Source organism: Rubrivirga marina, assembly GCF_002283365.1.
GTDB lineage: Bacteria > Bacteroidota > Rhodothermia > Rhodothermales > Rubricoccaceae > Rubrivirga > Rubrivirga marina.
Genome location: NZ_MQWD01000001.1, coordinates 4,672,415 through 4,697,412, shown reverse-complemented (window position 1 = coordinate 4,697,412; position 24,998 = coordinate 4,672,415). Strand labels below are relative to the sequence as shown.

Here is a 24,998-nt window from a genome sequence, read left to right as displayed (position 1 = left end):
GCGGCGCCGGCCGTCCCGTGTCGCCCGCCCGCCGGTGCTCGCCTCGGCGTCGGGGAGGAGGGGCCCGAGATTCCCGCCTTGCGCGTCGCGTCTCTCACCGAACGAAGCGGAGCCCGGAGCGCGGTCGGAGGGTCTCAGGCCGACACGACGCATCATCGCCGATGGCCCACCGGAAGCCTCACCTCCCGACGAAGACGTGTCCCGTCTGCGGGCGGCCGTTCGCCTGGCGCAAGAAGTGGGCGCGCGACTGGGACGCCGTCGTGTACTGCTCCGAGCGGTGCCGGCGGTCGCGCCGTGCCCGGAGCGGGCCCGAGGCGGGAGGGGCTAGTCCACCCGCCGCATCGAGAACTCGTCCTCGTTCGTCGGGCTGAGGACGATCGTGTAGGGCGAGTCGTAGTCCTCGAACACCTCGAACGTGTAGCCGTGGAGGATCTTCGTGGCCTCGAGCCGCGCCCGGTCGCCGACGACCGTGAACGTCCAGATGTCCTTCGGGAAGACGCCCTGGGCCTCGGCCTGCGGGAGGTCGAGCTCGAGCGTCGGCCGGTAGAACGTGCCGTAGACGGGCCACGTCTGGACGAGCTCGTCGTCCCATTCGACCGTCCGCTCGATGACCGTCTGGCCGTCGGTGCCGTCGCGCGGCTCGCGGAGCAAGAACGTGCCCGTGTTGTACTGGTTGAGGTAGCCGATGACCAGGCCGTCCTCGTCCTCGGTCAACTCGAACTCGTACCGCGTCTCGTAGTCGGTGACGATGCGGAAGTTTTGGTCGGCCAGGAGCGAGTCGACCTTGAACTCGGCGGTGCCGGCCCAGACGCCGGAGGTGGCGCTGCCGTCGGGGCCGCCGCCTGCGTCGCAGGCGGAGAGGCCGAGGAGGACGGTGGCGGCGAGGAGGACGCGGAGAGGGTTCATGGGAGGCGCGAGCGGACGTCCCGGCCGGTATCGGCCCTCCGCTCGTCCCCTTAAGCGCTCCCGGGCCGCGTCGTCAGGCGCTGGCGCTCGTCGTGGCGTCCGCCCGGACGATGCCGTAGGGCCCGGCGTGCCCGGCGTAGCGCCCGAGGACCTCGGCGTCCGGGGTGAGGTCGGCCGCGAGCCCGATCGACAGCCGCCCGCCGTCGATGACGACGGCCGTGTCGCCCTCCGCCACGTCGCCCTCCGCCACGAACACGTAACGCGCGTCGCCGAGCTCTCCGGTCCGGTCGGTCCCGGCATCGAGTTCGAGCGCGTGGAAGCCGCTGAGGTCCGGAAAGAGCGACGTCAGCGAGAGCCGATCGGAGGGGGCCGGTTCGATGCGGCCTCCTCGGAGCGCGCCGCGCACGCGGATCGAGCCGTCGCGGGCCGTCTGCTCGACGAGGGCGTAGCCGTTGCGGCCGCGCTGGAGGAACCCCTTTCGCGAGAGGGCCTGGAGGTTCTGCGTGACCGAGTTCGGCGAGCGGTACTCGAAGTGGTCGGCGATCTCGCGGTACGTCGGCCAGACCTTGTGCTGGTCGACGTGGTCGCGGAGGTACTCGAGGAAGGCGTGCTGCTTCTGAGTCAGCTGGCGGCGGCTCATGGGGGGCCTGGTGTCCGCCGCCAAAGTAGGGCAGACGCCCATCACACACAACTCCGCACAGATGGGTAGTCGGCATCGAGGGGCCGCCGTCCGCCATCGGAGGGCCGGTTGCCGCCGGCGGCTCACATATCCTCGTTCCGCCCCAACGCGGCGTCGAGTTGGTCGGCCACCCCGCGGACGCGCTCGGGGTACGTCGTCTCGAAGTGGACGCGGGCGAACGCGTCGACGAGGCCCTCGACCTCGCGGCGGACGTCGGGTGCGAGCCGCATCCGACCGGCCGTGTCGAGCCCAGTCCGCGCGAGGATCGCGAACGCCCGGAGTGCGGCCCGGCTCGCCGGGACCCCGTCGGCCGAGGCCGCCAGGCCGATCGCGCTCGCCTCGGCGCCGGCGGGGAGGACGGTCCCGCTCTGGAGCAGGAGCCGCCCGCCGTCGTCGCCGAGGGCCTCGACGTCCTCCCGTCGGACGTCGGGCGCGAACCCGAGGAGGGCCGCCAGGTGGAGCTGGAACCACGGGACCGCGTTGGCGGCGTTGGCCTCGGCCTCGTCGAGGTGCTCGAGCGTGCGGACGACGAGGTCGAGCGCGAGGGGATGCGCCTCGCCCTCCTCGATGACCGCCCGCGTGACCTCCAGCACGCGGAGCCCGAGCGTGACCCGGTCGATGTCCGACGTGAGCCGCCTGAACCGAACCACGTGCGACGTCTCCTTCAAGGTCTGGAGGCCCCGCCCTGCCCGGTGGTAGTACACGGCCTGGAGATACGACATCGGCTGGAGCGTCGAGCCGAACGTGCTCGTCGGCCGGCGCGCGCCGCGCGCGATCACGCCGATCACGCCGTGCGGCCGTGTCAGGAGGCGGACGATCCGGCTGGTCTCGCCGTAGTCGAAGGCGTGGAGGACGACGGCGTCGGTGCGGACGATCATGTCGGATGTACGCCGCCGCGAGGACAGGGTGCCTGCCCGCGCGGCGGCGTGGTTCTGCGTCCGAGCTCGGGCCGGGTTGTATGGCGAGCCCTGGCGGGTCTAGGTCCGCACGTCCCCGCCCCGCGCCTCCGTCATGACCTGGCTCTACCGCCTTCGGACGCGCCTCGGCCTCTCGGAGGTCGAGGCGACCGCCGCGCTCACCCTGCTCCTCGCCCTCCTCGGCGGGACCGTCGCCCGGCACCTCCAGGCGACTTCGGCACCGATCCCCGCCGACTTCTACGCGGCCTCCGATGCCGCCTTCGCCACGGCCGCGGCCGATACCACGCGCGAGGCCGCGCCCGCGGTCCCGCTGGCTCTCGCCGCGATGCCGGAGGCGCCCGCCTCGGCGGCTCCAGCGGCGGACTCGACCGCCGCCGAGATCGCGGACGCCGCCGTCGAGCGGGCCGCCGCGCCGCGCCGGTCCGGCAAGCCGCCGCCGGCCCCGACGAACCTCAACACAGCCTCCGCCCAGGAACTCCAGCGGCTCCCCCGGATCGGGCCGGCGCTGGCGGGTCGGATCGTCGAGCACCGCCGGACGCACGGGCCGTTCCGCACGCCCGAGCAGATCACCGAGGTCAAGGGGATCGGCGAGAAGACGCTCGAGCGGATGCGCCCCTGGATCCGGCTCTAAGGGGCGACCGGCTCGCCGCCTGGCGGGCCGTCGTCGCGAAGCGGGTCGCTGCCGTCGTCATCCGGGCGGGCGGACTGGCGACGTTGGCGGCGGGCGATGGCCTCCGGTGTCCAGTCGTCGGAGAGGGTCTCTTGGCGCTTCATGAACCGGTACACCGGGAAGAGCAGGATGAAGGCGAGCGCGATGAACCCGAAGAAGGTGCCCGCGATGACGAGGTAGATCGATCCGTCGGCCATGGAGTGTGAACCCCGCCCGCGCGGTTCCGTTCTCTGGGAGTGCCCGTCCTCTCGCTCCACGCCGTCGACGTTTACCCGTACCGGAGAGCAGCCGGTGGGACCGAGTGGCTGATCGCGCGCCGCGCGGCCGGCCACGCCTACGCGGGCTCCTGGCGCATGATCGGCGGGAAGATCGACGGCGACGAGCCGGCGTGGCGAACGGCGCTCCGCGAGCTCGCGGAGGAGACGGGCTGGCGGCTCGGCCGCGGACTCCTCCAACTCTGGGCCCTCCCCTCCGTCAACGCCCACTACGACTGGGCGGCCGACCGCGTCGTTCTCGCTCCGGCCTTCGCCGCCGAGGTCGAGGGCGAGCCGGTGCTCGACGACGAGCACGACATGGCGGCGTGGCTCCCCGCCGAGGCCGCGGCCGACCGGCTGGTGTGGCCCGAGCAGGCTCGCCTCCTCCGCCTTGCCGCGTCCCTCGCTGAGAGCGACCGTCCGGCCGAGTGGACGGTTTCGGCGTTGGGGGCCGAGGGCCGAGAAGAGGTCCCGACCGCGTAGTCAGGAGACGCCCGATCCGGGGTGAAATGCGAATGATCCGCGATCCGCGGCCTCGGTAGCGGGTTAGCCCGATAGCGGACTCCCCGCCCTTTCACCCTCCCCCCTGCCATGACTACCCGCCTCTCCCTTTTCCTTCTCGCCCTCGCCTTGCCTCTCGCGGCCTGCGAGTCTGAGCCCGAGGTCGCCGAGACCGACACGACCATCGTCGAGACCCCCGACCCCATAGTCGACGAGCCGATGATGGACGACACCACGATGGACGACGCGCCTGAGGTGACGCCCCAGGCCACCGTCGACGCTGTCACCGAGGCCGGAGGCCTCACGAGCCTCGCGCCCGCCGCTGCCGTCAGCAACATCGACGCGTGGATCGACCGCCTCGAGGGCAACCCGGACTTCGCGCCGGTCGTCGCCGATCTCGAGACGCTCCGTAGCCAGCTCCAGGCATCGCCGATCGACGGCGCCGCGGTCGGGGCGACGCTCCAGAGCCTCGGCCAGGCCACGACGGCCGCCGCCGCGGGTGATGGCGCCCTCGAGACGCTCGGCACCACGCTGACCGACGCCGGCAACTCCCTCGCGGGCATGTAGGCCCCACCGGTCCGATTCGGCCGCCGACCAACCCCGCGGGGTCCGGTCGGCGGCCTTTTTTTATGCGCCCCGCTTCTCTTTCCCGTCCCATGCGCCCTTCGCTCCTGCTCGCCCTCGTCCTCGCCGTGTCCGCCTGCGGTCCAGACGCGTCCTCCGACGGCGCCCGTGTCGCGCCCTCCGACCCCGACGCGTCGCTCCCCGACACGGCGATGGTCCGGGCCGTCTCCCCGGAGAGCACGCTCGACCTCGTAAGCGGCGACCTCCTGGCCGTCTCGCCGTCCGTCGCCATCCAGACGATCGACCTCTGGATCGCCCGCCTCGACACCGTCTCGGCGGATGGGGCGACCGAGCTCCGGGACGACCTCACGACGCTTCGCAACCAGCTTCAGTCGAGCCCGCTCGACGGTCCGGGCATCGGGCGGACGCTCCGCGACGTCGGCGAACAGACCGGAGCGCTCGCCGAGGCGGGGACGCCACTGGCCGCGCTTGGCGACGTGCTGCGGCGGAGTGGGCAGCGCCTCGCGCCCGACACGACCGCCGCCGATTCGGCCGGCGCCGACGGATGAGAGACGGTGAATGTTGATGGTCGTCCAGAAGATTGGACAGGGTTGTCTAGTGCCGTGGGCAACACAATGGTGGACCTTCCGTTCTAGGACCCGCTCGGCTCCTCACCCCGCCGGGCCCCGGTGATCGCTCCCGGGACACCTTCACCCTACCCAATACCATCATGTTCAAGAACATCGCGCTCTTCGCGCTCGCTCTGTCGCTCCCGCTCGCCGCTTGCGGTGACGACGTCGACACCTACGAGACCGACGACGCCATCGAGGCCGACGCCGCGCAGATCGGCGACGACCTCGACGCCGCGGCCGACGACGCCGCCATGGAGGCCGAGGCCGCCGGCGACGCCATCGAGGCCGAGGCCGACGAGGCCGCCGCCGAGACCGAGGCGGCCCTCGACAACGCTGGCGAGGCCACCGAGGACGCCGTCAACGAGGCGGCCGGTGACGTCGAGGAGGCCACGGACGACGACGGCATGTAAGCCGTCCGGCATCCGCCGTCGCGGGGCGGTCCCTTCCGGGGGGCCGCCCCGCGCTCGTTCAGGGGCTCCCCGTGGATCCCGCCTGGAGCCCGGCCCGTTGGCGCCCCCCACGTCACCCGCCATGCCATGCGCTTTTTCGCCCTTCTCTTCGCGCTCTCGCTCCCGCTTGCCGCCTGCGGGCCCGACCAAGTCGACCCCGCGCCTGACGCAACGCAGGAGCTCCCGGACCCCGACCCCGACACGCCGATGGATGTGGACCCCCTGTCCCGTGACGACGGCCAGTCGTCTGACGAGGCCATGGCCGACTCGGCGGAGACCGGCGACGACCTCTTCAACGCGCCGATCGAGGACGCGACGCCGCCGGTCGACGAGCCCGCTGACACGATGTAGCGTCTGGGGGCGGACTGGGGCGACGTTCGGGCGTCTCCCCACAGCCCCGTGACCGCTCGCCTCTCCGTGCTCCCCACCCTGACCGAGCGCCGTCGGCTCCGGCGGGCGGCGCTCGTGGCGGTGTACGCGGGGCAGGGGATCCCATAAGGCATCCTCGTGGTGGCGACCCCCGCGTTCGTCGTCGCCGCGCTGGCCACCCGGGTGCGTCTCGGCGTGCCGCCCGGCCCGTCCGACGACGTTGCCGAGGTGGACCGGGTCATTCCGGTTGCCTGACGTCTCGCAGAGGGCACCACGCGCCCACGTCCCGCGTTCAGCAGGCTCGGCCGCCGGTTGACTCCCGCTCGCGGTCGATCTATCCTGCCCGCCCCGCTCCGTCGCCCCGATGCGCACGATCGCCCTCGCCGCCCTCCTCGCCTTCGCCGTGCCCGTCCGCGCCCAGCGCGCGGCCGACGTGCCGGCCCGTCCGGCGCCGGTCGTGCTCTCGGAGACGCCGAGCACGCTCGGTCTCGGCCAGCTGTTCAACGCCGAGACGCTGAAGTTCAGCCAGTCGTACGAGGCGAGCTACAGCACGGGCGGCTTCGGGTCGCTCGGCCTCGGCGTGTACACGGCCTCGCTCCGTTGGCAGCCGACCCAGAACCTCGCCGGCCGCGTCGACCTCGGCGTGATGCACGGGCTGTTCGGGTCGGACCAACTCCAGAGCGGCCTCGGGCTCGAGAGCCCCGGCGACACGCGCGTGTTCCTCCGAAACGCCGAGATCGCGTACCGGCCGACGGAGAACGCGACGCTCCACCTCCGCGTGCAGCAGAGCCCGTACGGCGCGTACGCCTCGCCGTACGGCTACGGCGCGCGCTCGGGCTTCGGCGCCGGCCTCTACGGCGGCACCGGCATGACGGGCTTCTCGGCGGGGTTCGACACGGGCGGGGCAGACGACCTGTTCTTCCGCGACGCCGAGTGACGCGGCTTGGCTGAGTCCCGCCTGAGCGACGGCCTACTGAACGCGGCCCTCGTCGTGGGGGCGGTGGTGGTGCTCGTCCTGCTCTACGGGTTCGCCACGCGCGCCTTCACGCCGCGGACCGTGCCCGACCGCGAGGAGGCCGATCACTCCCGGATCCAAGTCGAGGTCCGCAACGGGGCCGGCGTCGACGGGCTGGCGGCGCAGACGACGGCCTTCCTCCGGCGCCGCGGGTTCGACGTCGTCGAGCTGGGGAACGGCGCCTTCCAAGACACCACGACGGTCCTCGTGCGTTCGGGCACGGCCCTCGACGCGCGCCACGTGGCCCAGGCCCTCGGCCTCGGCGTCGAGCGCGTCGTGACCGGCGGCCCGACGACCGATTACTCCCTCGACGTCACCGTCACCGTCGGCGCCGACTACCGCGCGCTGGCCTCGTACGAATCCTCCGACTGACTCCCCACGTTCGACCCGGTCCCTCCGACCCCGTTGAGATCCCTCCTGTCCTGATGTCTTCTGCCTCGACGACCTCCCAACGCACCCGCCGCACCGGCCCCACGCCCGGCCGCGCGCTCGCCCAGATCGCCGTCGAGGCGGCCCTCGACAAGCGGGCCCGCGACGTGACCGTGATGGACCTCCGCGGCATCTCGGGCGAGGTCGACTACTTCGTGATCGCGACGGGCGAGTCGGACCTCCAGATCCGCGCCATCGTCGACGGCGTGGTCGACGCGATCCGTCAGCAGGCCGGTGAGCGGCCCGTGGCCCGCGACGGCCAGCCCGGCACGAGCCGCTGGATCGTCCTCGACTACTTCGACCTCGCCGTCCACGTGTTCGACCCCGAGCTCCGATCGCACTACGACCTCGAGCGGCTCTGGGGCGACGCGCCCACGGAGACCGTCTCCGACGAGGACTCGACGGTCAAGCTCCTCTCGGACCCCGTGCCGGAGGCCCCGGGCGACGGCCCGACGGCCGAGGACGAACTCCCCGACGATGGGGAGCCGGTCGAAGCCGACGGCGACGACGAGGAGGGCGCCTGATGCGCCGGCTCCTCTCCGCCGTCGTCGCGCTCGCGCTGGGCGCCGCGCTCGGTGCCTGCGGTGGCGCGTCCGGCGCCCAAGGCGGCCCCGACCGCGACCGGTTCGGCTACCGCGTCGGGAGCGACCCGAACCGCGAGACGGTCCTGCTCCGGCCGGTGACCGACAGCACCCAGTACATCTTCTACCCGGCCGTCATCGACTCCGTGGCGGTCCGCCCGGCGGGCCGGCCCCTCCCGGGCGACGGCGTGGCCGTCGAGGTCCTCGTCCAGGGCGCCCTCCCCGACGGTTGCGCCGAGCTCAACGACCCGACGCAGGCGCGGGACAGCCACTTCGTGACAGTCGAGCTCCTGATGCGCCAGCCACGCGAGCGCGTGTGCACGGCCGTCGTCCGTCCGTTCCGGTTCTACTTCATGCTGCAGGGCGCGTTCGAGGCCGGGAGCTACACGATGCGCCTCAACGGCTCGGCCGTCCCGTTCCAGGTGTTGCCGGCACGGACGACGGAGGGCGGCGATGCGGGCTGACTGGCGGCTCGCGGCGGTCGCCGCCGGCCTCGGCGCGCTGGCCGTCGCGCTCGGCGCGTTCGGCGCGCATGGGCTGGAGAGCGCGGTCTCGCCCGAGCGCCTGGAGACGTGGCGGACGGGGGCTCAGTACCACCTCGTCCACGCACTTGCGGCCATCGTCGGGTTCGGACTCGCCGCGACCCGGTCGGCCTCGGCGGCGCGGTGGGCGGGCCGGCTGTTCCTGGCCGGCGTCGTCCTGTTCTCGGGAAGCCTCTACGCGCTCGTCCTGTTGGACCTGCCGGTGCTCGGCGCGGTCGCCCCGCTCGGGGGGCTCTCGTTCATGGGCGGCTGGGCGGCCCTCGCCGTCGCGCTCTGGCGTCAGGGGGCGCCGGGCTGACTCCAAACAAGCGCCCGCTCCGGCGGTCGGCCGAGGCGGGCGGAGTCGGACGAGCAGAGGTCGGCTAGGCCTGGTCCTCGTCGAAGAGGATCATGAAGCTCGGCCCGAGGTTGTTGTCGCGCGCGAGGGTCATGAGCACCTCGGCCGCCTCTTCGGGCGTCCCGTAGGTCCCGTACTCCTGGCCGTCGACGGCCAGCGCGTAGTCGACTTCGCCGTCCTCGTCGGCGTCGAGCTCTTCCCACTCGACGGCCTCCTCGATGAGGTACGTGTCGCGGTCGGGGTCGTAGGAGGCGAGGTAGCGCTCGCGGACGCTTTCTTTGTCGATGAGGCTGACGTTGCCGAGCGCCCCATACTCTTCGTCGTAGAAGAGGGCTTCGGCGAGGAGCTGGCGGGCGAACTGGTCGACGTTGAAGGGAGGCATGGGCACAGGGGGGAGGGGGGAGGCCGTCAACGTACCCCGCCCCCCCTCAAGTTGCTTCCGCGCCGAGATTCTCGCGTGTGATCTCCTTGAGGCGCGCCCACGCCGCGTGGCCCGCGTGCTCGGTCACGGCCAGCCCCAGCCGCTCGCCGAGGTGGACGAGGAGCCGATCGGCGACGGCGTCGAAGGGGGCCGGACGGTCGGACTCCCGCTCCAGCGACGTCACGCCGCGGTCGTCGATGCCGCACGGCACGATCCGGTCGAACCACCCCAGGTCCGTCGTCACGTTGAGCGCGAGGCCGTGCATCGTGACCCACCGGCTGCAGCGGACCCCCATCGCGCAGACCTTCCGCTCGTCGCCGTGGCCGTCCGGCCCGACCCAGACGCCCGTTCGCCCGCCGACCCGACCCGCCTCGACGCCCCAGTCAGCGCACGTCCGGATGACGGCCTCCTCCAGTTCCCGCAGGTAGCGGTGGAGGTCGTGGAGCGACTCGCCCTCTGGCGTCGCGAGCCGGTCGAGGTCGAGGATCGGGTACACGACGACCTGGCCAGGCCCGTGGAACGTGATGTCGCCGCCGCGATCGACCGGGACGTACTCGGCCCCGAGGTGGGCCAACTCGTCCTCCGAGGCGAGGAGATTCGCCGGGTCGCCGCTCTTGCCGAGCGTAAAGACCGGCGGGTGCTCGACCACGAGGACCGTGTGCGGGAGCGGCTCGGGAGGCCCGGCTCGCTTGGCGTCCACCAGCCGCTGTTGGAGCACGGCCTGGAAGTCCCACGCCTCTCGGTACGGCACGCGCCCGAGGCGGAGGACGTCGGCGGGCTGGGGCGGGGACATCATGGGCGCTCGGGGTCCGGTCGTCGCCCGGATCAACCCCCGAGCGCCGTCCCTAGTTCGAGAACAGGATGCGGAGGCTGACGCCGCCCGTGAAGCGGTTGGTCGTGCCGGCCTGCTCCGAGGTCGTCTGCTCGTACTGCGCGAGGAGGTTGGCCGTGACCTGGCTCGAGACGGTGTAGCTGATCTGCGGCGAGAGCTGGAGGCGCGACGTCTCGACCGCCGTCTGCTCCGTCAGCGGCTCGCCGTTGAGCGTGAAGAGCACGTCCTGCTGGAGCGGGAGCCCGATGAACGTCTCGTCGTCGGCGACGAGGGCCGTGAGCTGGAACCGAATCTGGTTGTTGAGCCCGCGGATGCCGAAGAGGCTCAGCCCCGTCCGGGCGTAGGAGAGGTCGACGCGCAGGTCGCGCGACGTCTTCTCGAACACCTGGGCCGAGAGCGCCTGGAGCGTGAACAGCGACGTCCGGTTGGTCGAGAGGCTCGCCTGGATGTTCCCCTTGAACGCGAACGAGAGCCCGATGAGCGGCTGGTACCGCTCGTTGACCGTGATCGAGGTCGGTTCGTCGTAGCCCCCGTCGGCGATGGCCGCGGCGCCGCCGTAGACGGCCCCGTCGAACTCGAAGAACCGGGCGTCCTGGTCGAAGATGGTCGCGAACTGCGTCTCCGACGTGGCCGAGTAGCCGTGCTGGAGGCTCACGTTCGAGGCGATCGCCCGGAGGAGCGGGAGCCGCTCGAGCCCCGAGTACGTGATGTTCCAGTTGGGCAGCGGGATCGTGAACAGCCCGTTCGGGCCGAACCCGCCGAGCCCGCGCGAGAGCTCGGCCGTGAAGTCGTCGGCGAAGCCGGTCGGCGAGAGGAACTCGGACTCGATGATGCCCGCCTCGTTCGGCGTGGCGCTCGGGTCGTAGCGGGCCGCGTGGCGCTCGACGAGGCTCTCGTAGCCCCCCCCGAAGGCGAAGATGGTCGCCGTCCCCTGGCCGGCCCGCCGGCCGATCGAGCGGGCCGGGTCGCCGCCGCCCTCCGGGATCTGGAAGTCGACCTCCTCATTCGTCCCGAACGCCGAGCGCATCGAGAGGCCGATCGAGAGGCCGCGGAAGGGCGAGAGCTGCGTCCGGAGGTCGAGGTCGTGGTTGGCCCCGAGGACGTCCGAGAACGTGTTGAACGCGGCGTCGGTGTTGATCCGCTGGTCGAGCCCGATCTCGCGGTCGAGGCCGAGGCGGTAGCCCAGCGACGGCGCCGCGCCGGTGAGGCCGGAGAGGAGGCTGTAGGCTTGGCCGTCGAGGCCGGCCGTGGCCGCCGTCGTCGAGCCCCGGTAGGTCAGCGTCACGTCGTCGATGCCGGTCGCGGCGAGGAACGCGCGGCGCGCGAGGCGGAGCGGGCTGAACCAGGGCGCCCCGCCGCCGGTCGAGTCCGTCGCGGCGACGGCCGGCTGGCGCCCTTCCCAGGACCGGTAGAACGGGAAGAGCCGCCAGAACTCGCGCGGGCGGATCCGGACCGAGCTCTGGACCGAGGCCGTGGCCCCGGCCGAGGCCACCTCGAGCTCGGGCGCCGCCGCGCTCGGCTGGTCGCGCCACGTGTAGTTGGTCGAGACGGCGATGGGCTGGAGCTGGAGCCACGAGAGCCACTTGTAGCGCGACGTGCTCACGCGGAGCGAGGCCGTCGACTGCTGCGTGTACTGGCGCGTCCGGATCCCGCCCGCGAACACGTTGCCGAGGGCCTCGCCGAGCGGGAGGACGTCGAGGTCGCTCCCACCGAGGACCTCGACGCGGCTGTCCGGGAACGCGTCGCCCGCGTTGAACCCGTCGAGCTCGTTGACGAGGTCCTGGTACACGGCGCTCGTGTCGGAGCGGGCCGCCGACGGGCTGAGGCCCTCGTAGACGCGGTAGAACCCGACGGAGTCACCGGAGACGCGCTCGCGGACGAGCGTCCGGAACCGCTCGCGCTGGCCGGCCGCGCCGAGGTCCTGGTCCGTGTCCGAGCCGTAGCTCAGCTGGAGGAACGGGAACGGCGTGTACTGGACGTTGAACTGGCGGCCGTGCTCGAACCGCTGCGTCCGCCGCGTGAGCGCGCGGAAGTCGCGGACCTCCTGGGGCTCCGAGAGGAAGTCGACGCCGAGCCGCTGCTGGCTCGCCGAGAGGCTCCGCGAGGCGTCCGTGTTCATCGTCAGGCTCTGCGGGAGGAGGTTCAGGCGGAGCCCGCCGAACACGCTCCCGAGGACCGGGACCGAGTCGAGCAGCCAGAACGGCCGGACAGCGTACGGGTCGGGCACGGTCAGGCGGTAGTTCACCGTGCCCGTCCACGAGTCCGAGTTGTTGAACGCGGCCGACGGGTTCGACCCCCGCTGCGACGACAGCGAGTACGACGCCGAGAGCCCGTCGACGGTGTAGCGGAGCCACGGCGAGCGGCTGCCGGTCTTCGACGCCTGCACGCGGAGGTTCTGCGACGACGTCTCGGTCCGGGCCCGGGCGAGGATGTCCTGGGCGCGGACGTCGGCCACGGCCGGGTCCTCGCCCGTGCCCACGTCGGCCCGGGCCGCCTCGACGAGGTCGTCGAGGCGGACGTCGCCGTTGTCGGGGTCGAACCGCGGCGTCGAGTTGTTCCGCGTCACGGAGTACGACACGGGGATGCTCCAGCCGAACCGCTCGGGGAGCAGCTTGTGCGCGTTGAACTGGGACGTCAAGGTGAACGCCGACTGCTGGGCGAACGCGCGCCCGCCGAGCGCGCCGCCGAGCTCGCCGAACCCGTCGTCGGTGAAGCTCAGCCGCGCGTTGAGCGAGGCCACGTCGGCGAGCGCGAGCGCGGCCGTGACGAACCCGCTCGCCCCGCCGGCCTCGTCGTAGCCCGTCACCCGGAGCTCGTTGAACCAGATCGAGACCGTGTCGACGATGGCCGCCCCGCCGGCCCCGTTCCGCACGCCGAGCACGACCGTCCGGACGTCCTGGATCGAGGGCTGGCCGCGGACCGTGATCGTCGCGCCCGGCGGGGCGCCCTCGACGTCCGTGAGCGTGAACCGCTCGTCGATGGCGAACTGGCTCTGGTCGCGCTCCAGCTTGGCCCGGTTGAGCTCCGAGAGGACCACGTTGATCGGGTTGAGGTCGCGGGTCTCGCCGCCGCCGACCGGCACGTTCGTCTGCCAGAGGCTGTCCGACTGGGCGCAGTTGAACGGCCGGTCGCTCAGGCACTCGTCGGTGAGCGTCCCGAGGCGGGCGGGGTCGAACGGGTAGACCGGCTGCTCGAGCTCGTAGTAGTTGGCCGTCTCGTCGTCGCCGAACCGGACGAACACGCGCATCGAGTCGCGCCGGTCGAACCCGTCGCCGTGGACGGCGAGGCGGAGGTTCGAGTACTTCGTCAGGTCGAGCGGGCGGGTCGCGTAGGACCGGGCGAGGGCCGCGCGGCGGCCGTCGGCGAGGCCCTCGGCGCGGAAGACGAGCGCCTGCTCGCGCGTGGCCCGGAGCTGCCCGCTCGGCGTCCGCGCCGTGTTCTGGATGGTCCCCTTGGGGACGGCGTAGATCGACCGGTTCTCCTCGTTGTTCACCGACTCGATGAACAGCTGGGGCGGTGTCCCGCCGGTCGCGTCCGGGTCGTCCTCGACGCCCTCCTCGAGGAACCCGACCTCCTCCGACTTGAGCCACTGGCTCCCGACGAGCTCGAACGACGCGATCCGGAGCGTGGCCGGCCGGTCGTGGCCCGTCGTCCAGACGCGGACGCTCTCGATCCGCGAGAAGTCGTCGGGCTCGACGTTGACCTCCGTCTTGGCGTCGCTCTGCGTCCGGACCGGGATCCGGAGGAGGTACCACGTCTGCTCGCCGGCGCCGGGGATGCGGCTCTGCGTCGTGATCGGGTTGACGAAGAACGGGCTCGCGGCGAGGGCGTCCGCTTCCAGCGGGATCTCGTAGCGGTGGAAGGTCTCGGCCGCGTCGAGCGTGTTGTTCCCGTTGACGTCCTCGGAGTTCGGGACCACCGAGATGCCCTGGCCGTCCTTCAGGTTCGACTGGGCCTCGGCCGAGTTGAGCTCGCGGGCCACGCGGTAGTGGGCGAACCGCTCCTGGACCGTCGCCGCGTTGGGGCCGGGGTAGAGCTGGTCGTTGAAGAAGCGCTGGTCGAGGAAGTTGTAGAAGTCGTCGCCGGAGGGGTCGTCGGCGGCCCGGCGGCCCACCGGCGTGTTCGGGTCGAGCGAGTCGAGGAAGGCTCGGAACTGGGTCTGCTCGTCGAGCCCGTAGGGGACCTGCCCCCGGCCGTCTGAGAGGTCGGCCGTGGAGGGGAGCCCGTCGAGGCCGAGGTCCTCGGTCCGCTGGGTGTCCTCGAAGAAGTCGACGAACCCGTTGGTCCGGCCGGTCTGGCGGCGGCTCCACGAGTCGGTGTCGCCGGAGGGCGCGTCGCCGTTCTGGAGGCCGTCCTCGGAGTTGAGGAACCCGTTCGGGATGACGTCCTCGTTGACGCGGCCGAGGTCGATGTAGAGCCGGGCCGTCTCGGCGATCGGCTCCGTCCCGTCCTTCCCGCCCAGCGGGGAGACGAGGAGCTCGATAAACTCGATGTTGTTCTGCCCGTCGAAGTTCGAGTACGAGTTCTCGATGGGCCGGACGAAGCCGCCCCAGACGTCGCGGGGGTTCTGGGCGAAGACGCCGGCGAGGTCGCCGTTGTAGTTGTAGGGCCCGCGGCGGGTCGGGTCGAAGTAGACGTCGAGGAGGTCGACCGGGTACTGGCGCTCCGTCGAGTTCAGCGTCAGGGCCCGCTCGGGGTAGAGGTCCTCGACGGTGATCTTCTCCGTCGCCGGCGTGAGGATCGGGCCGAACCCGCCGGCCTCGTAGACGCTCGACGGGATCGTGTACCAGGCGAAGAGGCCGCGCCAGTTGGACCGGAGAACCGGGTCGGTCACGTCGTCCTCGTTGGCCGAGCCGTCGCGGGAGCCCGGGGGCCCGGCCGTGACCGCCCCCTGGTCCTCGCCCCCGTTCGGCGGCGCCGCGATCTGCCAGCCGTCGGGGAAGCGGAGGGCCGTGTAGGCGTTCTCGCTCCCCTCGAAGTCGTCGACGTAGCTGACGCCGGAGAGCTCGTCCTCGGCGAAGTCGAGGTCGTCTTCGAGGAGCGCGTCGCGGGTCCGCCGGTAGGCGAGCGTCTGGGGGTGGCCGGGCGTGAGCCGGGCGACCTCGCCGCGGATCTCGAACCGCGACGGCGCGCGCGTCTGGATGAACGGGAGCGCGTCGACGGCCCGCGTGAGCCAGCGGGGCTCGGCCCGGAACGCCCCGTCGAGCCCGACGATCGAGTTGTCGAGGGCCTCCTCGCCCACGCGAAACTTGTCGCCGAGCGGGCGCTCCGAGAGCTGCATCCACGTCGCGCCTAGGCCGAAGTCCTCGCTCAGCGTGTAGTCGGCACGGAGGCCGAGGAGCGTCTTCGAGCCGATCGAGAAGAACTTGTTCTGCTCGACCTCGACGGCGACGCGCTGGCCCTCGAGGAGGTACGTCGGGTTCGTGATCTCGACCGTCCCCGCCGTGTAGTTGACGCGGTAGTCGACGCCCTCGGTCAGCTCGAGGTCGCCGGCCGTCACGCGGACGGTCCCCTCGACGAGCTGGAACCCGATGTTGAAGATGGACTGCGTCGCGCTCTTGTACTCGCCGCCGACGCGGTAGTCGGTGAGGCGGGGGAGCCGGCGCCGGGCGTTCTCGGGCTCGAGGTCGTAGAGCGATTGGCCGCGCGCGGTCCCGTCGGCGAGGCGGGGGACGTAGGTCTCGAGGGCCTGGGCCGGCGTGAGCGCGCCGTACGAGACGGCGATCCGGCCGTTGTTCGTCCCGATCGTCCCGACGGTCCAGCCCGTGTCGATGAGGTTGTAGAGGTAGTCGCCGAAGGGCTGGCGGACGGGGAAGATGACGCGGCCGTTGTCGGGGTTGACCGTCACGCCCGAGCTGAAGTCGAAGACGTCGTCGGGCGTGGCGAGGCCCTGCTCGTTGACGCGGTCGAGGCCGAGGACCTCGAGGAACGTCCGCTGCTCGAACGAGAGCTCGTCGGCGGGCGGCGTCGTGCCGGCCGACGAGCCGGCCGGCTCGTAGGTCACGGCGAGCTGGAACGTCGTCGGGTTGAGGCTCCGCCCGCCGATGCGGTAGATGTTCCGCATCGTGAGGTCCCAGAGCGGGGCCACCGGCGTCGGCGACTCGGCGCGGAGGAGCTTGAGGATCGTGCGCGGCCCGTTCTGGGAGGTCGACTGGGCCGGCCGGCCGTAGTCGCCAACGGTGACGAGCCGGCCGTCGGTCGTCTCGTACTGGTAGGCCACGGCGATGAGGTCGCTGTCGGTCAGCGAGGTCGCCAGCGAGATCCAGCCGAGCTGGGCGTCGAACGTGTAATCGATGTTGGCCCGGAGCCGCTTGAACACGTTGTTCGAGAAGGCACCTGTCGCCGGGAGCGGCCGCTGGAGCCCGTTGGCGATGTCGGCCGTGACGGAGGCCCCGTTCTGGCGGACCCCCTCGAGGAGCCCGTCTGGGTACTGGTCTTCCCCCGGGGCCGGGAGCGGGACGACCTCGTTGTCGTAGCGGCCGGTGATCGGGTCGAACTCGCCGAGGTACGACTCGCCGCCGTCGAGGACGGCCGTGGGCTCGCCGAGGTCGGCGAGGGCGACGGCCCACGTCGTCTCGATGTTCTCGTCGGTCGAGTTGATGAGGCCGGGCTCGTGCTTCCACACCTCGATCCCGACGAACCGCCGGAGGTTGGGCGGGAGCTGCGGGTTCTGCGGCCGCTCGTGGGCCCGGTCCCACCAGTTGTGGAAGGCGAAGCCGAGGAAGAGGTGCGTGTCGTCCTCGTAGTCGTACGGGGCGAGCGAGAACTGCTGGGCGTCGGCGCCGCCCTCGAACGTCTTGTTGACGGTCTCGGCGTCCTGCTGGCTCGCCACGGCCGTGACCGCGAGGGGCCCGAACTGGAGGTCGGTCCGGATGCCGAAGAGGCGCTGGCCGCCGCGGATGAGCGTGGCCGGCGTCTGGAGGAACACGTTGCCGGCCTCGACCCGCTGGACGATGTCGTCCTCGTAGCCGGTGTAGACGAGCGAGACCTGGTTCTCGAAGTCGAACTGGCTCTGCGTGTCGTAGTTGACGTTGATGGCCAGCTTGTCGCCGATCGTGCCGGCCACGTTGAGGTTCAGGTCCTGGCCGAAGTCGGGCGCGAACGGCGTCCCGCCCTGCGAGAGCGACTGCTGGAGGCTGTTCTGGTCGTAGCGGACGCCGAGGTTGACGTTCGACGTGCCGTTGACCGTGAGAGCCACCTCGTTCTTGCCGAAGATGGTCGAGAACGCGCTCTCGTTGCCGCCCGGGATGTCGACGGCGAACCCGAACCCGTTGCGGCGGGCCTGCTGGCGGTCGGCGCGCTGGGCGGCCAGGGTCCGGAACTGCTCGCCGACGGCTTCCTGGCGGCGGGCCGCGAGGAACTCGTCGAGCGTGAACGTGGCCGGCGTCCGGACCTCGTCCTCGCCGACGACCTCGCGCACGCGGTAGGCGTAGGCCGTCGTGTCGAGCGTGACCTCGCGCCGCCAGTAGGTCCCGAGCCGCCCGCGGACGCCGGGGAGGTACTGCGGCACGACGGACACGTAGGGGCTGCTGTCGAGCGGCCGCGGGAAGTACGTCCGGGCCCGCTCCGTCGAGTCGGCGTCGGTCGTGCCGGCGTCGGTCGTGCCGGCCGCGGCGACGTCGAGCGTGTCCGACACCGCGATGGTGTCGGGGACGACGAAGCCGAAGTCGTCGTCGGCCGGGCGCGCCGTCGTGTCGGCTGGCGCGGCGCCCGAGGCCGGCGGGGCCGGGGCCTCCGCCTCGACCGTGTCCGTCTCGACGGTGTCCGCCTCGGTCGTGTCGCGGAGGACGGGGAGGCGGTCCGGGGCGGGGACGGCGACGGTGTCCGTGTCCGCAGCGATCCGCCAGGGCCACGCGGCCGGGCTCGCGACCGCCGCCCGGTCGGGCCGGGCGATCAGGGCCAGCAGGCCGCCCAGCGCGAGGACGCTGAGCGTGGCCGCGCGGCGGGGGAGGAAGCGGGTCCGTGGGGACGGCGCGCGCAAGACGATGGCGGTCGGCTACGAGGCGACGCGGCGGGGCCACGAGGTGGCCTCCGGGGCGTCAGGGGAAACGGTCGGAGCGTAGCGAACGCGTCGATAGGGCGCGGGCGGTGGACGGAATGCGGCGGCGCCCGCGACGTGCGGGCGGGGCCCCTCCAGGGACCGCGAAGCTACCCGTGGCCTCGGAGGCGAACAAGGGAGCTTCTGTGTGCCCGGGCCAACGAGCGCCCTCCCGTGCGTAGTCTGTCGGGCCCCGCCACGCTCCCCATGCCCCTCCGTCTGGCCGGACTCGCCGTTCTCACCGTCGCCCTCGCGGGGTGCGCGGCGACGGCCCCGCCCGTGCCCGAGGCCGGCTTCGACGCCGAGGCCGTCGAGGCCGGCGTCCTCGCCACGCTCGACGCCCAGGTCGAGGCCTGGAACGACGGCTCCGTTCGCGGCTTCATGGACGGCTACGCGCGGACCGACACGCTCACGTTCCTCTCGGGCGGGACCGTCCGAAACGGCTGGGAGGAGGCCCTGTACGGCTACGTCCGGGGCTACCCCGACGCCGAGGCCATGGGCCAGCTCACGTTCTCGGACCTCACGGTCCACCCGCTCTCGGCGCGCCGCGCGCTGGCGTGGGGCCGGTGGCGGCTCCAGCGTGCCGGCGACGCGCCGGGCGAGGGACCCGTCGGCCTCTTCACGCTCCTCCTGGCCTCGACGCCCGACGGCTGGCGCGTCGTTCACGACCACACGTCGTCGGAATAGCACCGTGCGGGGTTCGCTCGCGGCACCGGTCCCGTGGGACCCTCTTCCCTGGCTCACCTCCCCTGACGATTCATGCCCGATTCCCATGTCCCTGACCTCTCCGGACGCGTCATCGTCGTCACCGGCGCCGCGGGGCGGCTCGGCCGCGTCGTGGCCGGCCAACTCACCGCGGCCGGCGCGCGGGTGGCGGGGTTCGACCGCGACGCCCATGACGTCGGCGCGCTCTCGCTCGAGGCCGACGTGACCGACGAGGACGCCGTCGCCGACGCGTTCGCCCGCGTCGCTGACGGTCTCGGTGAGCCCGACGGCCTCGTCCACACGGTCGGGATGTGGGCCGGCAAGCCGTTCGCCGAGACCACCCTCGCCGACTGGCATACGGCCCTCGACGTCAACCTGACGAGCACGTTCGTGGTGTTCCGCGCCGCGGTCCGACGGATGTTGGGGGCCGGGCAGGCTGGGCGGCTCGTCGCGCTCGCCTCGGGCCAGGGCGCTGACAAGGGGGTGGCCGAGCAGGCCGCGTACTCGGCCGCGAAGGCCGGCGTGGTCCGCCTCGTCGAGGCCATCGCGGCCGAGTACCGGGCCGAGGACGTCACGGCCGCCGCCGTGGCCCCGTCGATGATCCTGTTCGGCGACGAGCCCGAGGGCACGCGCGGCGTCGAAGTCGACGAGGTCGCCCGGCTGTGCGTCACGCTCTGCGGGTCGGCCGGCGCCGTCCACAGCGGGTCCGTCCTCCGCGCCTACGGCTCGATGCGGTAGAGGCCGCGGCCGGCCGCGGGCGGTCGGGCTCCGCCCGCCTCGGCGTCGCGGCGGGGACGGCTGGCGCTAGGCCGGCGCCCAACTCTCCTGGGCGGCGATGCCGCGGGCCGCCAGGCGCTCGAGGAACGGCTCGACCGGGAGGACCCGGTCGGCCGGGCCGATGCCGCCGCCCGGGAGCGCGCGCTCCCCGAGGAGGACGGCGGCCGTCGAGGCCGGGAAGCCGGTGCACCGCTGCATCGCCGAGAGCCCGCCGGCCGTGTCGCAGCGGTCGACCATCTCGTAGACGAGCGTGCCCTCCTCCCCGTCGCGCGTCCCGTCCACCTCGATGCGGAGGAGGACGGCGTCGTCGTAGTCGCCGCCGAGCCGCTTGCGGAGGCGGCGGACGAGGACGTCGCGGTAGGTCAGGTGCGTCCGGACGTCGAGCGAGGTCCGCTCGGCGAGGCCGAGGTCGAGGACGAACCGCATCCGTTCGGCGTGGCCGGGGTAGCGGATCGTCTTGACGTCGAGGCTCCCGATGCGCCCTTCGAGCGCCTCGGCGAGGCTGCCCAGGCCGGCACCCGCGTAGAACGCCTCCATCGTCCCGAACCCGTCGACCTCGACGGGCTCGATGCCCGTCAGCGGCTCGCGCGTCTCCATGCGGCCGTCGACGAGGACCGGCGCGGGCTCGGTGTAGTCGTCGATGAGCCGCTCGGCCGAGTGGGCGAGCCGGTGGCGGAACGGCTCCGGCGCCGTGAGCGGGACGTCGCCGAACCGGATCCGGACGGCGCGCGCGGCGTCGAGCGCGTCGACGGCCTTCATGGCGAGGACGCCGACGAGGCCCGGCGCCAGCCCGCAGCCCGTCACGATCCACCGCTGGCGCCGCTCGGCGAGCTCCGGCAGGCCCGCGTCGCGGAGCGAGGCCCCGAGGTCGACGAAGTGGGCCCCGAGGCCGAGCGCCAGCCGGGCCAGCCGGTCCGAGTGCTCGGGCCCCACGCACGACACGACGACGGCGCTCCCGTTGGCGATCGGCTCGAGGGCCTGGGCGTCGCGTGCGTCGGCCTCGAACGTCCGGAGGTTCGGGTGCGCGTGGGCCGCGCGGAACGCCCGGAGCGTGGCGGGCTGGGCCTCGCAGACCTGCACGCGCGTCGCGTCGCCGCTCGTGGCGAGGTCGACAGCGACGGCCGTGCCGATGGTGCCGGCTCCGAGGACGGTGACTTTCATGGACGGGCGCCAGAGAGGGGAGTCTGAAAGGTAGGGGCTTCGCTCCGCGAGGTGGAACCGCTCTCATCAAATGACTCCCTCGCCAGCCCGGCTCGGAGGTGACCCAGCCCGCCCGCCTCGGGCGCCGAGGCGGACCGGGTCAGCCGAGCTCTGCCCGCCCGCCGAGCCGCCGGCTGGCGACGACGGCGAGCGCCACGAGCGCCATCAGGAGCACGCTGTACGCCGCGGCCTGCCCGAACGCGAAGATCCGGAGCTGTGCGAACACCTCGACCGAGATCGGCCGGTTGGCGTAGACGTAGAGCATGATCGAGGCGACGAACTCGCCCAGCGCCGTCACGAACGTGAGGAGCCCGCCGGCCACCACGCCCGGCCCGATGACGGGCATCACGACGCGCCGGAACGTCGTCCACCCGCCGGCCCCCAGGTCGGCCGAGGCCTCCGCGAGCCGGTCGTCGAAGCCCTCCAGCGACGCCTGCGTGGAGCGGACCACGAGGGGAATGTGGCGGACGAAGTACGCGAGGGGGAGCAGCCACACGGTCCCGATGAGGACCGCGCCGCCGGAGAGCGCCGTCGGTTCGTCGAACAGGAAGAGGAGGCCGAGCGCGAGGACCGTCCCCGGCACGGCGAACGGCAGGAGCGCGAGCGCCCGGATCAGCCCGCGGCCCGGGACGCGGCCCTTTACCACGACGAGCGCCGTCGCCACGCCGAACACGACGTTCGCGGCCGTCGCGAGCGCGGCCATCCACAACGAACTGGTAATGGGGGCGAGGACGTCGGGCTGGGCGAAGAGCGCCGTGTAGTTGGCGACCGTGAACGTGTCCGGGAGCACCTGCGTGGTCCACGAGCCCTCCTCCACGAACGACAGCAGGACCACCGTGGCGACGGGCAGGAGCACGACGACGAGCATCACCACGGCCAGCACGCCGGCCACGACGCGGGCCGGCCCCCGAAGCGGCCCCGGCCCGCGCCCGACGCCCTTGCTGCTAGTCGACCGCGTCGCCGCGCCCCGGAACTCGACGCCGACGAGGAACAGGAGGCAGAGCCCCGTGAGGACGACCGAGACCGCCGCGGCCCGATCGAGCGCGCCGTTCGTCTTGAACTGGTAGATCTGCGTCGTCAGGAACGGCTCGCCCTCGGCGAAGAGGAGCGGCGCCGTGAACGACGCCATCGACAGCATGAACACGAGCAGCGACGCGCCGAGGAGCGCCGGCCGGAGGAGCGGCAGCACGACGCGCCGGAACGTCGTCCACGGCCCGGCCCCGAGGTCGGCGCTGGCGTCGAGGAGCGACGCGTCGAGGTCGCGGAGGGCGGCGCCGACGAACAGGTAGAAGTAGACGTAGAACACGTAGACGTGGACCGCCAGCACCGCGCCGACGCCGCCGAACGAGAACGGCACGGCGTCGAGCCCGAAGGCAGCCTGGAGCGCGCGCGGCAGCATCCCCGACTCACCGTACAGGAACAGGAACGCGAGGACGCCGACGAGCGGCGGGAGGGCGAGGGGCAGCGCGGCGACGGCTCCGAGCGTCTTGCGGAGCGGCAGGTCGTAGCGCCACAGCGCCCACGCGAGCGCGGTCCCCACGACTCCGCCGCCGAACACCGTCCCCAACGACACGCCGACGGAGTTGACGAGCGCGCGCGTGCCGGCCGCGCGGCCCTGCCCGAACAGATCGGCGAGGAGGCCTGCGTCGAGCCCGAGGCGGGCGGTCTCGACGTTCGGCCACACGACGTAGCCAAGGAGGACGAGGACGACGGGGACGGCGAGCGCCCAGGCGGCGCGGCGGCTCAGCATCAGCCTCCGAGGGGCGGCATCACCGGGGGCGTCCCGAGGAGGCGGGCCAGGAGCGCCTCCGGCGTCGGCTCGACGAGGATCGCGGCCCGGCGGTCTTCGAGCACGAACCCCTCCTCGACGGTGTGATCCAAAAACCGGGCGAGCGGCGCGTAGTAGCCCTCGACGTCCAGGAGCGCGCACGGCTTGGCGTGGATGCCGAGTTGGACCCACGTGAGCGCCTCGGCAATCTCCTCGAGCGTCCCGAGCCCGCCCGGGAGCGCCACGAAGGCGTCGGCGAGCTCGGCCATGAGCGCCTTCCGCTCGTGCATCGACTGGACCACGTAGAGGTCCGTCAGCCCGGTGTGGCCGACCTCGCGGTCGACGAGGGCCTGCGGGATGACGCCGTAGACGTCGCCGCCGGCCTCGAGCGCGGCGTCGGCCACGACGCCCATCAGCCCGACGTGCCCGCCGCCGGTCACGATGCCGACGCCGGCCTCGGCGAGCGAGACGGCCAGCTGGCGCGCGGCCTCGGCGTAGGCCGGGCGGAGCCCCGGGCGGGAGCCGCAGTAGACGCAGACGCGACGGATCTCAGACATGCCCAGAAGCTAGGACCGGCGGGGAACCGCAGCGCGGTCCACCTCGGGCCCGAGGCGGGCCGGGCTAGACGCCCGACCGCCCTTCGAGCGCGCGGCTCAGCGTGGCCTCGTCGGCGAACTCGAGGTCGCCGCCGATGGGGAGGCCCCTCGCGATCCGCGAGACCGTCACGCCGAACGGCTGGAGCATCTGGCTCACGTAGTACGCCGTCGTGTCGCCCTCGACGTTCGGGTTCATGGCGAGGATGACCTCGCTGACCGGCACGCGCTCGGCCTCCTTCGGAGGCGCCTCGGCCCCGTCGTAGCCCTCGGCTGCCTCCGCGACGACCGGGGTGGCGGCCCCCGTCGACGAGGCCACGCGACCGACGAGTTCCGACACGTGGAGGTCATCCGGCCCGATCCCGTCGAGCGGCGAGATCACACCGCCGAGGACGTGGTAGAGCCCGCGGTAGTCGCCCGTCCGCTCCAGTGCGAGGACGTCGCTCGGCTCCTCGACCACGCAGATGATCGACCGGTCGCGCTTCGGCGACTGGCACACGGGGCACGGGTCGACGTCGGTCACGTTGAAGCACACCGAGCACGTCTTGACGCGGTCCTTCGCGGCGACCATCGCCCGGGCGATCTCGACGACCTCCTCACGCGGCATCTTGAGGATGAAGGCCGCCAGCCGCTGCGCCGTCTTCCGCCCGATCGTGGGCAGCTTCGAGAGCTGCTCGACGAGGGCTTCGACGGTCTCGGAGGTCAGGTGCATGGTCGGGAATGGAGGCGCGGGCGAGCGGGTCAGGATGCCACGGGGGGGGCGACAGCGGTGGGTCATACGGACCCCACGGTGGCCGTCCGAGCCGCAGAACTCGCCGGTCCTAAAATTTGGGCAGGCCGCCGCCCAGATTGCCGAGGTCGAGGCCGGGCGGGAGCATCGAGCTCGTGGCCTCCTGGAGCTTCTGGGCCTTGACGGCCTCGGCCTCCTCGATGGCCTTGTTCACGCCGGCCACGACGAGGTCCTCCAGCAGCTCGAGGTCGTCGGGGTCGACGGCGTCGGGCTCGATCTTGATCGAGACGACGCGGCCAGTCCCGTCGGCCGTGACGGCGACCATGCCGCCGCCGGCCTCGGCCGTCACGCGCTCCTCCGCGAGCTTGGCCTGGATGTCGGCCATCCGCTGCTGCATGTCGGCCATCTTGCCGAACAGGTCGGCCATGTTGGGTTGTCCGTCCATCGTTGAGTTCAGAGTGGTGAGTTGGCTGCGCCGGCCTGCGGTCAGGGTTCGGAGTTCGCAGGATGGGGCCGGAGCCAACTCCGACCCCATCCTGCGAACCCGCTACTGCCAGACGATCTCGGCGCCGAACTGCTCGAAGAGGGCGCGGACGACCGGGTGCTCCTGGCGCATCTGCTTGAGCGCCTCGAACGGGTCGGTGGGCGCGGCGGTTTCGACGGCCTCGGCGGGCGCCTCGACCCAGCGGACCGGCGGGGCCTCGCCGCCCAGGACGTCCGCCAGCACGTTGCAGAGCGCCGCGTCGTTGTCGGTCGCGACCGTGACGCCGAACGCGTCGGCCATCCCGATCTCGACGGCCCCGCGTGCCACGCGGACCGGCGCGGCGGCCTTCACGATGGCGCCGACGCGCACACCGACGCGCTCGCGCACGGCGGTCACGAACCGGGGCCACGCGTCTGTGACGCGGGCGAGGGCTGGGCCGAGCGGGTCGGCCGGGGCCTCGGGCGCTGGGCCCGGCTGGCCGTCGCCGGACGGCGCGTTGGTGGGGAGCGCGGCCGAGCCGGCGTGCCCGTCGCCGCCGGCAGAGCGCTTGAGAGCGGGCGAGCCGAACAGGGCCGCCCGTGGCCGGGGTGAGGGGGCCGGGGCAC

At 72.6% G+C, this 24,998-nt stretch carries 26 protein-coding genes and 1 pseudogene; 14 read left to right on the top strand and 13 right to left on the bottom strand.

Annotation, left to right across the window (positions count from 1 at the left end; all coding sequences use genetic code 11):
* The first annotated feature begins 161 nt into the window (after positions 1 to 161).
* Positions 162 to 371, top strand: a complete 210-nt coding sequence (locus BSZ37_RS22815; protein ID WP_095512249.1) for a DUF2256 domain-containing protein — start codon at positions 162 to 164, stop codon at positions 369 to 371.
* Here the strand turns inward: BSZ37_RS22815 and BSZ37_RS20050 are convergent.
* The 3 genes from BSZ37_RS20050 to recO form a co-directional block, all read right to left on the bottom strand.
* On the bottom strand, positions 325 to 906 hold the full coding sequence (locus tag BSZ37_RS20050) for a hypothetical protein (protein ID WP_095512248.1): 582 nt from the start codon (positions 904 to 906) through the stop codon (positions 325 to 327). The two genes, BSZ37_RS22815 and BSZ37_RS20050, sit on opposite strands and share 47 nt — an antisense overlap.
* A 73-nt stretch (positions 907 to 979) precedes the next feature.
* Positions 980 to 1,546 carry a LexA family protein gene (locus BSZ37_RS20045; protein WP_179299775.1) on the bottom strand — a complete coding sequence of 189 codons (567 nt, stop codon included), beginning with the start codon at positions 1,544 to 1,546 and terminating at the stop codon, positions 980 to 982.
* A gap of 122 nt (positions 1,547 to 1,668) precedes the next feature.
* Positions 1,669 to 2,463, bottom strand: coding sequence for a DNA repair protein RecO (recO, locus tag BSZ37_RS20040; RefSeq protein ID WP_095512246.1), 795 nt, complete (start codon positions 2,461 to 2,463; stop codon positions 1,669 to 1,671).
* Between the two features lie 133 nt (positions 2,464 to 2,596).
* On the opposite strand from recO, the gene BSZ37_RS22440 reads away from it, so the two are divergent.
* Positions 2,597 to 3,133, top strand: a complete 537-nt coding sequence (locus tag BSZ37_RS22440; RefSeq protein WP_218830589.1) for a ComEA family DNA-binding protein — start codon at positions 2,597 to 2,599, stop codon at positions 3,131 to 3,133.
* On the opposite strand, the gene BSZ37_RS20030 is transcribed toward BSZ37_RS22440, so the two are convergent.
* Positions 3,130 to 3,369, bottom strand: a complete 240-nt coding sequence (locus BSZ37_RS20030; RefSeq protein ID WP_095512245.1) for a hypothetical protein — start codon at positions 3,367 to 3,369, stop codon at positions 3,130 to 3,132. The genes BSZ37_RS22440 and BSZ37_RS20030 overlap by 4 nt on opposite strands.
* A 39-nt stretch (positions 3,370 to 3,408) precedes the next feature.
* Here BSZ37_RS20030 and BSZ37_RS20025 point away from each other — a divergent pair, with 39 nt between their 5' ends.
* From BSZ37_RS20025 to BSZ37_RS19980, 10 genes are all read left to right on the top strand, one after another.
* On the top strand, positions 3,409 to 3,909 hold the full coding sequence (locus BSZ37_RS20025) for an NUDIX domain-containing protein (RefSeq protein ID WP_218830588.1): 501 nt from the start codon (positions 3,409 to 3,411) through the stop codon (positions 3,907 to 3,909).
* A 108-nt stretch (positions 3,910 to 4,017) separates the two neighbouring features.
* Positions 4,018 to 4,494 carry a hypothetical protein gene (locus tag BSZ37_RS20020; protein WP_143537759.1) on the top strand — a complete coding sequence of 159 codons (477 nt, stop codon included), beginning with the start codon at positions 4,018 to 4,020 and terminating at the stop codon, positions 4,492 to 4,494.
* Between the two features lie 89 nt (positions 4,495 to 4,583).
* Positions 4,584 to 5,060 (top strand): hypothetical protein, encoded by a 477-nt coding sequence (locus tag BSZ37_RS20015; protein WP_095512242.1) that lies wholly within the window; start codon positions 4,584 to 4,586, stop codon positions 5,058 to 5,060.
* A gap of 161 nt (positions 5,061 to 5,221) precedes the next feature.
* Positions 5,222 to 5,533, top strand: coding sequence for a hypothetical protein (locus BSZ37_RS20010; RefSeq protein ID WP_095512241.1), 312 nt, complete (start codon positions 5,222 to 5,224; stop codon positions 5,531 to 5,533).
* Positions 5,534 to 5,659: 126 nt separating this feature from the next.
* Positions 5,660 to 5,923, top strand: coding sequence for a hypothetical protein (locus BSZ37_RS20005; RefSeq protein WP_095512240.1), 264 nt, complete (start codon positions 5,660 to 5,662; stop codon positions 5,921 to 5,923).
* 382 nt (positions 5,924 to 6,305) lie between these two features.
* Positions 6,306 to 6,878: a hypothetical protein gene (locus BSZ37_RS20000; protein ID WP_095512239.1), complete on the top strand. Its 573-nt coding sequence runs from the start codon at positions 6,306 to 6,308 to the stop codon at positions 6,876 to 6,878.
* Positions 6,879 to 6,884: 6 nt separating this feature from the next.
* Positions 6,885 to 7,328: a LytR C-terminal domain-containing protein gene (locus BSZ37_RS19995; RefSeq protein ID WP_095512238.1), complete on the top strand. Its 444-nt coding sequence runs from the start codon at positions 6,885 to 6,887 to the stop codon at positions 7,326 to 7,328.
* A gap of 53 nt (positions 7,329 to 7,381) precedes the next feature.
* On the top strand, positions 7,382 to 7,909 hold the full coding sequence (rsfS, locus tag BSZ37_RS19990) for a ribosome silencing factor (RefSeq protein ID WP_095512237.1): 528 nt from the start codon (positions 7,382 to 7,384) through the stop codon (positions 7,907 to 7,909).
* Complete coding sequence (locus BSZ37_RS19985; protein WP_095512236.1) at positions 7,909 to 8,430, top strand: hypothetical protein; 522 nt, start codon at positions 7,909 to 7,911, stop codon at positions 8,428 to 8,430. Before rsfS ends, BSZ37_RS19985 begins: the two co-directional genes overlap by 1 nt.
* Positions 8,420 to 8,806, top strand: a complete 387-nt coding sequence (locus BSZ37_RS19980) for a DUF423 domain-containing protein (protein ID WP_095512235.1) — start codon at positions 8,420 to 8,422, stop codon at positions 8,804 to 8,806. The genes BSZ37_RS19985 and BSZ37_RS19980 overlap by 11 nt, the downstream gene beginning before the upstream one ends.
* Positions 8,807 to 8,870: 64 nt before the next feature.
* On the opposite strand, the gene BSZ37_RS19975 is transcribed toward BSZ37_RS19980, so the two are convergent.
* Genes BSZ37_RS19975 through sov form a run of 3 tightly spaced genes read right to left on the bottom strand, consistent with a single transcriptional unit; the run spans position 8,871 to position 18,079 of the window.
* The gene (locus BSZ37_RS19975; protein ID WP_095512234.1) at positions 8,871 to 9,227 is read right to left on the bottom strand and encodes a hypothetical protein; all 357 of its coding nucleotides are present in this window, start codon (positions 9,225 to 9,227) and stop codon (positions 8,871 to 8,873) included.
* Positions 9,228 to 9,273: 46 nt separating this feature from the next.
* Positions 9,274 to 10,062, bottom strand: coding sequence for a lipoyl(octanoyl) transferase LipB (lipB, locus tag BSZ37_RS19970; protein WP_095512233.1), 789 nt, complete (start codon positions 10,060 to 10,062; stop codon positions 9,274 to 9,276).
* A 49-nt stretch (positions 10,063 to 10,111) separates the two neighbouring features.
* The gene (gene sov, locus BSZ37_RS19965; RefSeq protein ID WP_095512232.1) at positions 10,112 to 18,079 is read right to left on the bottom strand and encodes a T9SS outer membrane translocon Sov/SprA; all 7,968 of its coding nucleotides are present in this window, start codon (positions 18,077 to 18,079) and stop codon (positions 10,112 to 10,114) included.
* A 264-nt stretch (positions 18,080 to 18,343) separates the two neighbouring features.
* On the opposite strand from sov, the gene BSZ37_RS19960 reads away from it, so the two are divergent.
* Positions 18,344 to 18,823 (top strand): YybH family protein, encoded by a 480-nt coding sequence (locus tag BSZ37_RS19960; RefSeq protein WP_095512231.1) that lies wholly within the window; start codon positions 18,344 to 18,346, stop codon positions 18,821 to 18,823.
* A 72-nt stretch (positions 18,824 to 18,895) separates the two neighbouring features.
* Positions 18,896 to 19,579, top strand: a complete 684-nt coding sequence (locus BSZ37_RS19955; RefSeq protein ID WP_095512230.1) for an SDR family NAD(P)-dependent oxidoreductase — start codon at positions 18,896 to 18,898, stop codon at positions 19,577 to 19,579.
* A gap of 66 nt (positions 19,580 to 19,645) precedes the next feature.
* On the opposite strand, the gene BSZ37_RS19950 is transcribed toward BSZ37_RS19955, so the two are convergent.
* From BSZ37_RS19950 to BSZ37_RS22230, 6 genes and pseudogenes are all read right to left on the bottom strand, one after another.
* Positions 19,646 to 20,779 (bottom strand): saccharopine dehydrogenase family protein, encoded by a 1,134-nt coding sequence (locus BSZ37_RS19950; protein ID WP_095512229.1) that lies wholly within the window; start codon positions 20,777 to 20,779, stop codon positions 19,646 to 19,648.
* Between the two features lie 139 nt (positions 20,780 to 20,918).
* Positions 20,919 to 22,568 (bottom strand): ABC transporter permease, encoded by a 1,650-nt coding sequence (locus tag BSZ37_RS19945; RefSeq protein ID WP_095512228.1) that lies wholly within the window; start codon positions 22,566 to 22,568, stop codon positions 20,919 to 20,921.
* Positions 22,568 to 23,134, bottom strand: coding sequence for an LOG family protein (locus tag BSZ37_RS19940; RefSeq protein WP_095512475.1), 567 nt, complete (start codon positions 23,132 to 23,134; stop codon positions 22,568 to 22,570). Before BSZ37_RS19940 ends, BSZ37_RS19945 begins: the two co-directional genes overlap by 1 nt.
* Positions 23,135 to 23,207: 73 nt before the next feature.
* The gene (recR, locus tag BSZ37_RS19935; protein WP_095512227.1) at positions 23,208 to 23,891 is read right to left on the bottom strand and encodes a recombination mediator RecR; all 684 of its coding nucleotides are present in this window, start codon (positions 23,889 to 23,891) and stop codon (positions 23,208 to 23,210) included.
* 109 nt (positions 23,892 to 24,000) lie between these two features.
* On the bottom strand, positions 24,001 to 24,336 hold the full coding sequence (locus tag BSZ37_RS19930; protein ID WP_218830586.1) for a YbaB/EbfC family nucleoid-associated protein: 336 nt from the start codon (positions 24,334 to 24,336) through the stop codon (positions 24,001 to 24,003).
* Positions 24,337 to 24,456: 120 nt separating this feature from the next.
* Positions 24,457 to 24,998: pseudogene (locus BSZ37_RS22230) on the bottom strand (hypothetical protein); the annotation flags it as partial.

Bases quoted from the DNA above. Each gene is read 5' to 3' on its own strand.
- BSZ37_RS20020 (WP_143537759.1), top strand. From the start codon at position 4,018: ATGACTACCCGCCTCTCCCTTTTCCTTCTCGCCCTCGCCTTGCCTCTC.
- BSZ37_RS20045 (WP_179299775.1), bottom strand. From the start codon at position 1,546: ATGAGCCGCCGCCAGCTGACTCAGAAGCAGCACGCCTTCCTCGAGTAC.
- BSZ37_RS19955 (WP_095512230.1), top strand. From the start codon at position 18,896: ATGCCCGATTCCCATGTCCCTGACCTCTCCGGACGCGTCATCGTCGTC.
- BSZ37_RS20050 (WP_095512248.1), bottom strand. From the start codon at position 906: ATGAACCCTCTCCGCGTCCTCCTCGCCGCCACCGTCCTCCTCGGCCTC.
- BSZ37_RS19985 (WP_095512236.1), top strand. From the start codon at position 7,909: ATGCGCCGGCTCCTCTCCGCCGTCGTCGCGCTCGCGCTGGGCGCCGCG.
- rsfS (WP_095512237.1), top strand. From the start codon at position 7,382: ATGTCTTCTGCCTCGACGACCTCCCAACGCACCCGCCGCACCGGCCCC.
- BSZ37_RS19960 (WP_095512231.1), top strand. From the start codon at position 18,344: ATGCCCCTCCGTCTGGCCGGACTCGCCGTTCTCACCGTCGCCCTCGCG.
- BSZ37_RS19975 (WP_095512234.1), bottom strand. From the start codon at position 9,227: ATGCCTCCCTTCAACGTCGACCAGTTCGCCCGCCAGCTCCTCGCCGAA.
- recR (WP_095512227.1), bottom strand. From the start codon at position 23,891: ATGCACCTGACCTCCGAGACCGTCGAAGCCCTCGTCGAGCAGCTCTCG.
- BSZ37_RS20030 (WP_095512245.1), bottom strand. From the start codon at position 3,369: ATGGCCGACGGATCGATCTACCTCGTCATCGCGGGCACCTTCTTCGGG.
- BSZ37_RS20015 (WP_095512242.1), top strand. From the start codon at position 4,584: ATGCGCCCTTCGCTCCTGCTCGCCCTCGTCCTCGCCGTGTCCGCCTGC.
- BSZ37_RS19950 (WP_095512229.1), bottom strand. From the start codon at position 20,779: ATGAAAGTCACCGTCCTCGGAGCCGGCACCATCGGCACGGCCGTCGCT.
- BSZ37_RS20000 (WP_095512239.1), top strand. From the start codon at position 6,306: ATGCGCACGATCGCCCTCGCCGCCCTCCTCGCCTTCGCCGTGCCCGTC.
- BSZ37_RS22815 (WP_095512249.1), top strand. From the start codon at position 162: ATGGCCCACCGGAAGCCTCACCTCCCGACGAAGACGTGTCCCGTCTGC.
- recO (WP_095512246.1), bottom strand. From the start codon at position 2,463: ATGATCGTCCGCACCGACGCCGTCGTCCTCCACGCCTTCGACTACGGC.
- BSZ37_RS20010 (WP_095512241.1), top strand. From the start codon at position 5,222: ATGTTCAAGAACATCGCGCTCTTCGCGCTCGCTCTGTCGCTCCCGCTC.
- BSZ37_RS22440 (WP_218830589.1), top strand. From the start codon at position 2,597: ATGACCTGGCTCTACCGCCTTCGGACGCGCCTCGGCCTCTCGGAGGTC.
- BSZ37_RS20005 (WP_095512240.1), top strand. From the start codon at position 5,660: ATGCGCTTTTTCGCCCTTCTCTTCGCGCTCTCGCTCCCGCTTGCCGCC.
- BSZ37_RS19930 (WP_218830586.1), bottom strand. From the start codon at position 24,336: ATGGCCGACCTGTTCGGCAAGATGGCCGACATGCAGCAGCGGATGGCC.
- BSZ37_RS19980 (WP_095512235.1), top strand. From the start codon at position 8,420: ATGCGGGCTGACTGGCGGCTCGCGGCGGTCGCCGCCGGCCTCGGCGCG.
- lipB (WP_095512233.1), bottom strand. From the start codon at position 10,062: ATGATGTCCCCGCCCCAGCCCGCCGACGTCCTCCGCCTCGGGCGCGTG.
- BSZ37_RS19945 (WP_095512228.1), bottom strand. From the start codon at position 22,568: ATGCTGAGCCGCCGCGCCGCCTGGGCGCTCGCCGTCCCCGTCGTCCTC.